Raw genomic sequence first — 9516 nt, 5'->3', positions numbered from 1 at the left:
CCGTCGGAGTCGGGGCCGCGGTGAATGAGGTCACCCACCTGAACGACGACGAGGTCGTCGGGCAGCCGGCCGTTGTCGTCGGCGCCGAGGCGTCGGAGTTCTCTTGCGAGTTCCTCACGATGCCCGCCGATATCGCCGATCACGGCGACACGAATACTCAAGTCGCAGCCCTTTCGCATCTGGTCGCCCGGGCATCCGCGGAGGTGTGTCCGCCTGATGCCCGGGCGATTTCGGAGAAGTCTCGTCAGTGGCTGACGTTCTCGGCTAATTCACTCAGAGGCTTTCCGCCGGTCTCGGGTGCCAGCCACTGTGACAGTGCCGCTCCGACGAACGTGATCGCCGCGGCGATCAGGATAGTGGTGGACACACCCAGATTCTCGATCGAGATCGGAACGAGGAACAGACCCGCGGCCGCTCCTACCCGGCTTCCTGCTGCCGCGAAACCGGTACCGAGCCCCCGAACTTCGGTGGGGAACACCTCGCTCGGGTAGATGGCGGTCATCGCGGTGTATCCGGCATTCAGGAAAGAGAAGAGGAGGAACAGTGCGAGCATGATCATCGGCGGCGCACCCGCCCACAGCCCGGCGATCACCAGCACGATCGCCGCGATCCATTGCGGTGGCACGGTGAGCGTTCGCCGCTTGACCCTGTCGACGACGAGGATGGTTGCGGTAACTCCCAATACGGCGAACACCGACAGGCTCACGCCTCCCAGTAGTCCGGTGAGCCCGAAATCCTTCAGAAGATTGTCTGCAAAGGTCGCGATCGCGAAGTACGGGGTGACGGCGCACGCCCAGAAACCCGCCGTGAACAGTGTGGACCGCCAGACCGAAGGCGAGAACAACATGGCGATCGTGCCGGCCGGTCCGCCACTCTTGGCCTTGACCATATCGGTCATGTAGTCGGTATCCAGATACTTGCCGACGATCCCCTTGGCGTCGTCTTGCTTGCCTTTGCTCCACAACCAGAGCGGCGATTCGGGCAGCCCGATGCGACCGACCAGGATGGCGACAGCGATCGGAGTGCTCGTCGCCAGCACGATATTCCAGCTCGCCCCGGCCTTGTTGAGGTAGTACCCGACGATGTAGGCAACGCAGAATCCGGCGTACCACGCGATGACGGTGCCCCCGAGCAACCGGCCGCGCAGGTGTGGGGGTGCGAACTCCGCCAGCAGCGGCCAGCCGACGGCGTATTCGATGCCGACGGCGAGGCCCATCGCCAGCCGTACGAGGAACAGCTCGAGCGGCCCGTCGACGAAGAGTTGCGCGGCCGATGCGACGGCAAACAGCACTATGTCCCAGAACAGGAGTGGCTTGCGGCCGAGTTTGTCGGCGAGCCAGCCCCCGATCGGAGATCCGATCATGATGCCGATCAGAGCCGAAGCCGCCTCCAACCCGATCCAGGCCGTGGTCATGCCCACGACGCTCGTCTCGATCGTGTGGGTGACCGGTCCGATGATGCCGAGAATGTAGCCGTCGAGGAACATACCGCCGACCAGGACGGTGATCAGTCGGATCTGGAACTTCTTCCTGAAGGCCTCGGAAGTCTTGCCGCTCGAGCCCGAATCGGCTGTGGCGTTTTCTGTCAATGGCATGGGAATCTCCTGGACGCGCACCAAGTATCGGACTGTGACATATGGAGATCTCCTTGTTACGTCAGCGGATCAATCAGCGCCCGGTTCGGCGGTGGGCGGCGGCCCTGCGGACCTTGCGAGTCAGTTGCTTCACGCGGCCCGGGCGGAACTCGCAACCCGGCCATGCGTCCGCCCTCGCCTGTGGGTTGACGCGAGCGTTGCGGCTCGACGCACCTGGCGAGAGTGGTGGACATCACATTCGGGGCTGCATGAAAGGATGCGCCAGAGGGACCTGATCGGGGGAGAGGCGCGGGCGATCCGAGCTGCGCTGAGTGAAAAGTAGATACTATTCGGGTGTGAGAAGCGGCCCCCTGAAACTGACCGTCGCTCAGCGTGCCGAGTTGAGTCGCATGGCGACATCCCGCCGAACGACGCAAGATCAGGCCGCTCGCGCGAGGATCGTGTTGAGCTGCACGGAAATGGGCGCGGCAGAGGTGGCACGCCGGAGCGACGTCACCGTTCGCACGGTCGCGAAATGGCGCAAACGGTACGTCGAGTACGGCATCGACGGCCTGGCCGACGCGCCCCGATCGGGCCGGCCGAGCACTGCCGGCGATGTGGTGCACCGCACTCTGACGTGCGTGCTGGAGCCTCCTCCGGAAGGGGGTTGGACCACCCGAAGCATCGCCGAACACGTGGGGGTGAGCCAGTCGACGGTCTCTCGGATTCGGCGCGAACACTATCCGGCGGCGGGTTCCGCTGCCGATCCTGACCTGCCACCCAATGCGGTTCTGGCGTACGTGCACCTCGAGCCGGGAAGCAGCGTGCTCGTGTTTCACAGTGGGCCCACGAAGTCGGGACGGCCGCACCGGAGTGCGTCGACATCGCGCGAGATTTCAGATGCGGTCGAGGTTCTGTTGTGCGGATCCGTCTGCGCTGAGGACGTGCCGCGAGGAATGTCTGTCGGTTCGGGTGAACGTTTACGCCGCGCGCTTCAGTACGCGCCTCGGGATCGTGCGGTGACGGTGATACTCGATTTCGAGCCGGATACCGCCACCGCAGCGTGGGTGCGCCGAACCCGCAGCATCCGGACGGTGACCGTGGAGAGGCGCAGATGGCTGGAATTGCTGGCTCCTGCGGCGTCCGCGATCGACGCACGTCAGCTTCCCGAACTGAACGAGCTGGAACGGGCGATCCGCGAGTGGTATCAGGGCACTCGAAGGGAGTTTCAATGGACGCGGTGGGATCGAACTTCTGACTCAGGTGGCAAAGTTGGCTCGGCAGCGGCGGAGGCCCGGAAGGAGACAGACGCGGCGATCGTGGTGGCGGGACTGTGCGAGGCGATTGCAGAGGGCGCCCTGCACGCCGGCCGGGTGATCAATGCGCGGACGATGACCTCGCGGACGGGGCTGTCGGCAGGGACGCTCGTCGATGCACTGCGACACCTCGTGGAAGACGGTCTGGTCGACCAGGACCGCGCCGGCAACTTCTACGTGCCGACACCCGCCGAACGCGACGTGCTGGAGTCCTACACTGCTCGCGGTCTGCTCGGCACTGCGCTCGTGCGTCGTCTGGCTGCACGCGGCGGTGGAGTTCCAGACACCGTCGACGCCCTGTACCAACGCATCGGACGCAGCGCTGTGGAGGACGAGCCACTGGTCACCGGGTCGCTGGATCTGGACCTCCAAGACGAACTGGCGCGCGCGGCGGACATGCCGCGTATCGAAGCGATGTTCACTCGTCTCACCCTGCAGATCCGCCTGTTCGCGGCCGCTCTGGGGGTCACGTATCAGCATCCGGTGGACGGAATCATCACCGATGACGGCCGCGTCCTGGAGGCGATCGGGAGTTCCGATCAGGATGCCGCGATAGCGGCGTGGCGCGAGAAGATCGACAACTGCATCAGATACATGGTGCCGCACCTCGGCCAACGCAGGCGCTGACCTGGTCTGGTGCGGCGTCAGCGGAAGCAGCCCAGGTCAGCGGAAGCAGCCCAGGTCAGCGGCATCGCAGCACAGTCCCTGGTGGCCTTCGGGTCGGATTCCGTCGAGGGCTCGCCGAGTTGGTGCTGGTCGAAACCGTCCGATCGCTGCGCGCCCGCTCCCGGATCTACGGCCACGAGACTGGACCGGATACGGCGGCGACCGTTCACGGCACCGCCGGCGCGAGGTCCTTCCCGGCCGACAGTAGGCTGCGGACGTGCAAGCGCGCTGGAAGACCGCTCCGACCCCGGACGCAATCGAGCCGGACCGTGCCTTCGGGCGATTCGACGGGGGAATGCCGTGAACAATGCTGGTTCCACGCGTGCACAAGGCGCGGCGCGCGCACGAAAGCCCACGATGGACGACGTCGCTGCACGGGCGGGAGTGTCGCGCACCCTGGTCTCGTTCGTGATGCGTGGAAAGCCCGGGGCCGGGGAGGAAACGCGCCGGCGTGTGCTGGAGGTCGCTGCGGAGCTCGGGTACAAACCGGACAGTGCGGCACGATTACTGGCCCGCGGACGCAGTCGAACGCTGGGGGTGCTGCTCGACGTCCAGCAGCCATTCCAGGCCGACCTGGTCACGAGGATCTACCCGGTCGCGAAGGCGGCGGGGTACGAGGTGCTGTTGTCGGCGAGCGCACCGGGGCGCAACGAGGTCGAGGCGATCGAATCGATGCTCAGTCATCGGTGCGAAGGTCTGATCCTCCTGGGTCCGAGTTCGGGCCAGGAGTACCTCGACGAACTCGAGGACCGCGCCGTCGTAGTGGTGGTGGGAAAGCCGATGCGGCCGAGCGTATTCGACACCGTGCGCAGTGCCGACGACAGCGGTATCCGGCAGTCGGTCGATCACCTCGCCGGCCTCGGGCACCGCGTCATCCATCACATCGGCGGAGGCTCGTCGCCGGGCGCGGCCGCGCGAAGCGACGCCTACGTTGCGGCGATGCGCGAGCGTGGCCTGGCGGAGTTCGTCCGGGTGATTCCCGGACTCCACACCGAGGCGGCGGGAGTGGCGGCGGGACGCCTGATGCTCGACGAGGGTGTCCTTCCGACCGCAGTCCTGGCGGGCAACGACCGGTGTGCGCTGGGGCTCATGGACTCCCTGGACCGGGCGGGTGTCGACGTCCCCCGTGACGTGTCGGTCGTGGGTTACGACGACAGCGAGATCGCGCATCTGTCGCGCATCGACCTGACCACGGTTCGTCAGGACGTCGATCAGCTGGCCGAGAACGCGGTCGACTTCGCGGTGAGGCGGCTCGAGGACGACACCGCGGCCGCTACCGATGTCGTCGTCGAACCGCGGTTGATCGTGCGGGGCAGTACCGGACGAGCCCGGTCCGCTCAGCGCGAGCGAGCTCTCCGTCGGCGCGTTCTCGATCGATGAGGCGCCGGACCTGTCGTTGACCGCAGGCTCAGGCGGGGTCGAAGGACCACCGATACGGGTTCGGTCCGTCCGTCGTCGAGCCGTTCCAGCACGGCCGCCACCGCACGCCTGGCCTGTTCGCGCGGATCCTGGCTCACCGACGTCAACGCGATGTGCGTCAATTGCGCCAGCTGGGAGTCGTCGTATCCGGTGATCGACATGTCGCCCGGAACGTCGATCCCGTCCTTCTGGATCGCGTCCAGCAGTCCGATCGCGCAGCGGTCGTTGACGCACACCACAGCGGACGGTAGCTCGTCGCGATCCAGCAGCGCCGCGGTGGCGGCGCCCGCCATTTCGGTGAAGCCGCTGACGACGATCTGCGGTTCCAGCCCGTGGCGGTTCATCGCCCGGGTGTAGCCGGATGCCCGGTCCGCGCCGATCGCGCCACTGGCCGAAGCATGGATGATGTCTGTGTGTCCCAGTGCGACAAGGTGATCGACGATCATCCCGACTCCTCGACCGTCGGCGGTCCGAATCGTATCGACGGTGGTCCCGGGTAGACGACGCCCCACGCTGACCACCGGCGCGCGTTCGTCGATCGCGCGGAGCATGGCGGCGTCGAGTTGCGGTCCGAGCAGGACGAGCGCTTCGCATTGGAACTCGAGCAGCATGTCGACGGCCCGGGCCTGGGTGCGTGTGGCGGTCACGGGTCCGAGCACCACGTCGTATCCGGCTCGTTCCGCGTCGTCGACGAGAAAGTCGACCAACTCCGTGTGGAAGGAGTTTCCGATCTCGGCCATGACGCCGATCAGTCTGGTGCGGCGCAGGGACAGGAGGGCGGCGGCACGGTTGTGGCGGTAGCCGAGCTCGTCGGCTATCTCCGTCACGCGGTTCCGAGTGGCTTCGCTGGGGCCGGCGACGTTGCGGAAGACCATCGACACCAGCGCTTTCGAGACGCCGGCGCGATCGGCGATGTCCTGCATCGTCGTTCGTCGTGGGGTGCGCTCGTCGATGGTCGATCTCCTTGTTCGTGCCGCTCCGGTGATTCATTTCGTCACGGGCTTGACCGCGGGGTGTGATGTGGCCGATAGTAGGCTACTGAAGCGCTTAAGTAGACCGATCTAACCACATCCGTTTCGTGGGCACATCGTCCTACCGGCGCCCGGTGATCGATCAGTTCAGTGCAACCGCGACGAAGGAAGAAATGATGAAGCTCGGCGTCTACAACGCGATCCTTCACGACAAGAGCCTGCCCGAGGCCCTGGAGATCATCGCGTCCCTCGGTCTGGAGGGCATCGAGATCAACTCGGGCGGATTCCTGCCTCCCGTCCACATCCCGGTGGCCGATCTGCTGTCCGGCAGAGTCGCTCCCGCCGAGTACCTCGCCGTGTTCGAGGGAACGGGCGTGTCGATCGCCGGCCTGAACTGCAACGGCAACCCGCTGCATCCCGATCCCGAGGTCGGTCCGGAAGACGCCGACGACCTGCGTAACTCCATCAAGGTCGCCGGACTGCTCGGCATCGACCGGGTCGTCACCATGTCGGGTCTGCCCGCCGCACATGCCGGCGGTCAGTGGCCGGCCTGGCACGTCAATACCTGGGATTCGGGCTACCTCGATTCGCAGGACTACCAGTGGGACGAGGTCGCGGTCCCGTTCTGGACGGAGATCGACGCGCTCGCCCGGGAGAACGGCGTCAAGGTCGCCATCGAGATGCACCCCCAGAATCTCGTGTTCAACCCGCCGACGATGAAGCGCCTGGTCGACAAGATCGGTGCCACCAATGTCGGCGCCGAGATGGACCCGTCGCACCTGTTCTGGCAGGGTATCGACCCCGTCAAGGCGATCGAGTGGCTCGGCCCGCTCGTCTACCATGCGGCAGCGAAGGACACTCGCATCAACGAGAACTGCGAGATCTACGGAGTCCTCGACGATCGCTTCACGCGCATTCCCGCGGACCAGAATCCGACCGGGCTCGGCGGCAAGCACGTCGTCAACAAGTGGCCCGAGGACTCGGCGTGGGACTTCGTCGCCGTCGGCAACGGACACGACGTGGACTTCTGGAGTCGCTTCCTCACCGCCCTGTACAAGGTCGATCCCGACATGGCCGTCAACATCGAGCACGAGGACACCGCATACAGCGCACTCGAGGGACTGCAGATCGCAGCCGACACCCTCTTGGCGGCCAAGAAGTCGGCCGGAATCTGACGAAGGGGAGGGCGACGGTGACAATCGGCTGGGCGACATACCCGTACGACGGCCGCGTGGTGGTGGTGACCGGGGCCGGATCGGGCATCGGCCGGCAGATCGCCGTCGCATTCCTCGAGCAGGGCGCGACAGTCTGTCTGTTGGGGCGCTCGCCCGAGGCGCTCCACGACACGGTTGCGCGGTTCCCTGCCGACCGCAGCCTGGTGGTCCCGACCGATGTGACCGTGCAGGCCGAGGTCGACCGCGCTGTTCGGTCGATACTCGACCGTTTCGGCCGGATCGACGTCGTGGTGAACAATGCCGGGCTGAGCGAGCCGAGTGTCATCGACGAATTCGACCACCAGGCATGGGAACGAATGTGCTCGGTCAACCTCGACGGGTTCATCCATGTCGCACGCGCGACGGTGCCGGCACTGGAGACCACGGCCGGCAACCTGATCGCGATCTCGTCGGTTGCGGGACTCGGTGGCGACTGGGGCCAGTTCGCTTACAACGCAACCAAAGGCGGCGTCAACACCATGGTGCAGAGTCTGGCGTTGGACCTCGGTGGCCGGGGGATACGAGTCAATGCGATCGCCCCCGGTTTCATCGCAACCAAACAGACCCGGTCCCGACTCGACGACGTCGAGTTCTCGAACGCGTTGATGAACCGCGTGCCGATGGACCGCGCGGGTGTGCCGGAAGATGTTGCACGACTGGCGTTGTACCTCGCCAGCCCGGATGCGGGCTACATCACGGGCGCGATCATCCCCGTCGACGGCGGCATCACCGCGTCATCGGGGACTCCACGTCCCCTGCGGCCGATTCGGTACCAATAGCGGTCATACCACTCGGGGGTGCGACGAATGTTCACCGACTTGTCGCCCCCCGGTCGACGTGGCGCCGGTCTGCCGACATCGTCGCGGAGGACGCTGCGGATATGAGCGCACTGCGTCCGGTTCACGTCGTTCTCGCCGAGCAGGGATCGGTCTCCACCGAGCAGCAGGCAATGGCGTACGTGATGGAGGGATTGGTCCTCGTCAACGGATTGCCGGTGCAGAATCCGCGGCGGCTCGTCGGCCCCGACGATTCGGTCGCACTCGATCAGTACCTGCGCACCACAGTGTTCTGAGAACTACCGATCGCGCGCTTCGGCGAGTGCGGTGGTGCGCTGATCGATCCAGGTGCGCATGGACTCGACCTTCTCCCGCAGTGCGTCGGCGGTGAGGCTGCCACTGGTCGGGATGGACGCCGAGACGGTGTCGAGCAGTTCGAGGGCGCGGCCGCTGCCGTACATCTCTTCGTACAATTCCCAGTACGCGGCCTGGTAGCTCGCGTCGAACGCGTCGGAGGCCAGGAACCGTGTCTTCAGGGAGTTCCCCATTCCGGCCGACGACCTCGCCGGATCGTTGCCGGCACCCGGACCGCGTCCCATGCCGCCCATCGTGACGGCCTGGTCCGGCCCGGTGGTCGCGTCACTGTTCATGGCCAGGTTCAGGTCCCAGGAGATGACGGAGATCTTCTCGGTGTCCAGGTCGTACCAGAGGTAGTAGTTCTGACCGGGGCCGGACATGTCGTCGCCGTTGACGAGCAGGTTCTGCGTAGCCAGGTAGCGGGCGAAGGAGTCGACATCGACCCAGTCGCCGAGGTGGGCGTCGAATTCCTCGTCGCCGGCCGAGTCCAACCATTTCAGGAAGTTGATAATGGGCTGGACGTCGCCGGTGCCGGCGGCGTTGAGTTGCTTGAACTGGTCGGTGTAGTCGGCCTGATCGTCACCGACGTAGGTGAATCGGGAGTTGGCGTCTGCCTTGTACAGGTACCCGTCGGAGTCGAACAGCGAGTTCGCGTACGACTCGTCCGGGTGCTCGAGCACCAGACGCGTCGCGGTGGCGCTGTCCCCGATCGAGTACACGGTGTAGGCGTAGCGCTGCGACGGCTGCCCGGTCTCCGCGGTCAACGACAACGCCATCGCCTCGTTGAGGACCGGGGTGCCCGGTCGCACGGACAGTTCGGTCATGCCCTGGTATGCGCGGCCTTCGGCGTTCCTGTCGAAGCTGATCAGCAACGGCAGAGACGTCGGATCGTCCTCGGAGATCGCGGTCATCCCGCCCATGGCGGCCGCCGGATCGAATCCTTCGGGCAACTGCCCGTCCTGCGGCATCTCCATCCCCTCGGGTGGTTGCATTCCACCGGGCGGGCCGGCGCCGTCCCCGCGGAGGCCCATCAACGTCGAATTGCCTTTGAGCCTCACCTCGGCATCGGTGATGGTGGTGCCGTCGATGGTGATCGTGGCGTTCACCCACTTCTTCTCGCCGTTGTCCCGGTAGGCGGAGATCATCTCGTCGTACTCGGCGTCGGTGATGTCGATCGTCAACTCGTGACCGACGGTGCTGTCGAACAGATCAACGGTGCCGGTG

At 65.7% G+C, this 9516-nt stretch carries 9 protein-coding genes and 1 pseudogene; 6 read left to right on the top strand and 4 right to left on the bottom strand.

Annotation, left to right across the window (positions count from 1 at the left end; translation table 11 throughout):
* Both ACFTZB_RS38315 and ACFTZB_RS38310 read right to left on the bottom strand, forming a co-directional pair.
* The coding region (locus ACFTZB_RS38315; RefSeq protein WP_378440028.1) for a metallophosphoesterase at positions 1–179 on the bottom strand (179 nt) is incomplete at its 3' end.
* Between the two features lie 65 nt (positions 180–244).
* Positions 245–1594, bottom strand: a complete 1350-nt coding sequence (locus tag ACFTZB_RS38310; protein WP_378440022.1) for an MFS transporter — start codon at positions 1592–1594, stop codon at positions 245–247.
* A 389-nt stretch (positions 1595–1983) separates the two neighbouring features.
* Here ACFTZB_RS38310 and ACFTZB_RS38305 point away from each other — a divergent pair.
* The 3 genes and pseudogenes from ACFTZB_RS38305 to ACFTZB_RS38295 form a co-directional block, all read left to right on the top strand.
* A pseudogene (locus ACFTZB_RS38305) lies at positions 1984–2289 on the top strand (helix-turn-helix domain-containing protein); the annotation flags it as partial.
* Positions 2290–2592: 303 nt separating this feature from the next.
* Positions 2593–3516: a GntR family transcriptional regulator gene (locus ACFTZB_RS38300; protein WP_378440026.1), complete on the top strand. Its 924-nt coding sequence runs from the start codon at positions 2593–2595 to the stop codon at positions 3514–3516.
* 396 nt (positions 3517–3912) lie between these two features.
* On the top strand, positions 3913–4935 hold the full coding sequence (locus ACFTZB_RS38295; RefSeq protein ID WP_378440020.1) for a LacI family DNA-binding transcriptional regulator: 1023 nt from the start codon (positions 3913–3915) through the stop codon (positions 4933–4935).
* Here the strand turns inward: ACFTZB_RS38295 and ACFTZB_RS38290 are convergent.
* Entirely contained in the window at positions 4893–5897 is a 1005-nt protein-coding gene (locus ACFTZB_RS38290; protein ID WP_378440018.1) for a LacI family DNA-binding transcriptional regulator, read from the bottom strand. The genes ACFTZB_RS38295 and ACFTZB_RS38290 overlap by 43 nt on opposite strands.
* A gap of 224 nt (positions 5898–6121) precedes the next feature.
* On the opposite strand from ACFTZB_RS38290, the gene ACFTZB_RS38285 reads away from it, so the two are divergent.
* The 3 genes from ACFTZB_RS38285 to ACFTZB_RS38275 all read left to right on the top strand — a co-directional run bounded on the left by ACFTZB_RS38285 (position 6122) and on the right by ACFTZB_RS38275 (position 8231).
* Complete coding sequence (locus ACFTZB_RS38285; protein WP_378440024.1) at positions 6122–7120, top strand: sugar phosphate isomerase/epimerase family protein; 999 nt, start codon at positions 6122–6124, stop codon at positions 7118–7120.
* A gap of 17 nt (positions 7121–7137) precedes the next feature.
* Positions 7138–7938, top strand: a complete 801-nt coding sequence (locus tag ACFTZB_RS38280) for an SDR family NAD(P)-dependent oxidoreductase (protein ID WP_378440016.1) — start codon at positions 7138–7140, stop codon at positions 7936–7938.
* Positions 7939–8039: 101 nt separating this feature from the next.
* Entirely contained in the window at positions 8040–8231 is a 192-nt protein-coding gene (locus ACFTZB_RS38275; protein ID WP_378440014.1) for a S4 domain-containing protein, read from the top strand.
* Positions 8232–8234: 3 nt separating this feature from the next.
* On the opposite strand, the gene ACFTZB_RS38270 is transcribed toward ACFTZB_RS38275, so the two are convergent.
* Positions 8235–9516: CotH kinase family protein (locus tag ACFTZB_RS38270; RefSeq protein ID WP_378440012.1), on the bottom strand; the 1282-nt coding region annotated here is incomplete at its 5' end.

Source organism: Rhodococcus sp. NPDC057014, assembly GCF_042673295.1.
Classification (GTDB): domain Bacteria; phylum Actinomycetota; class Actinomycetes; order Mycobacteriales; family Mycobacteriaceae; genus Rhodococcus_F.
This window is presented reverse-complemented; position numbering and strand designations above follow the sequence as displayed.

Excerpts from the sequence above, each read along its gene's own strand:
- ACFTZB_RS38295 (WP_378440020.1), top strand. The coding sequence starts at position 3,913 with ATGGACGACGTCGCTGCACGGGCGGGAGTGTCGCGCACCCTGGTCTCG.
- ACFTZB_RS38310 (WP_378440022.1), bottom strand. The coding sequence starts at position 1,594 with ATGCCATTGACAGAAAACGCCACAGCCGATTCGGGCTCGAGCGGCAAG.
- ACFTZB_RS38285 (WP_378440024.1), top strand. The coding sequence starts at position 6,122 with ATGAAGCTCGGCGTCTACAACGCGATCCTTCACGACAAGAGCCTGCCC.
- ACFTZB_RS38275 (WP_378440014.1), top strand. The coding sequence starts at position 8,040 with ATGAGCGCACTGCGTCCGGTTCACGTCGTTCTCGCCGAGCAGGGATCG.
- ACFTZB_RS38290 (WP_378440018.1), bottom strand. The coding sequence starts at position 5,897 with ATGCAGGACATCGCCGATCGCGCCGGCGTCTCGAAAGCGCTGGTGTCG.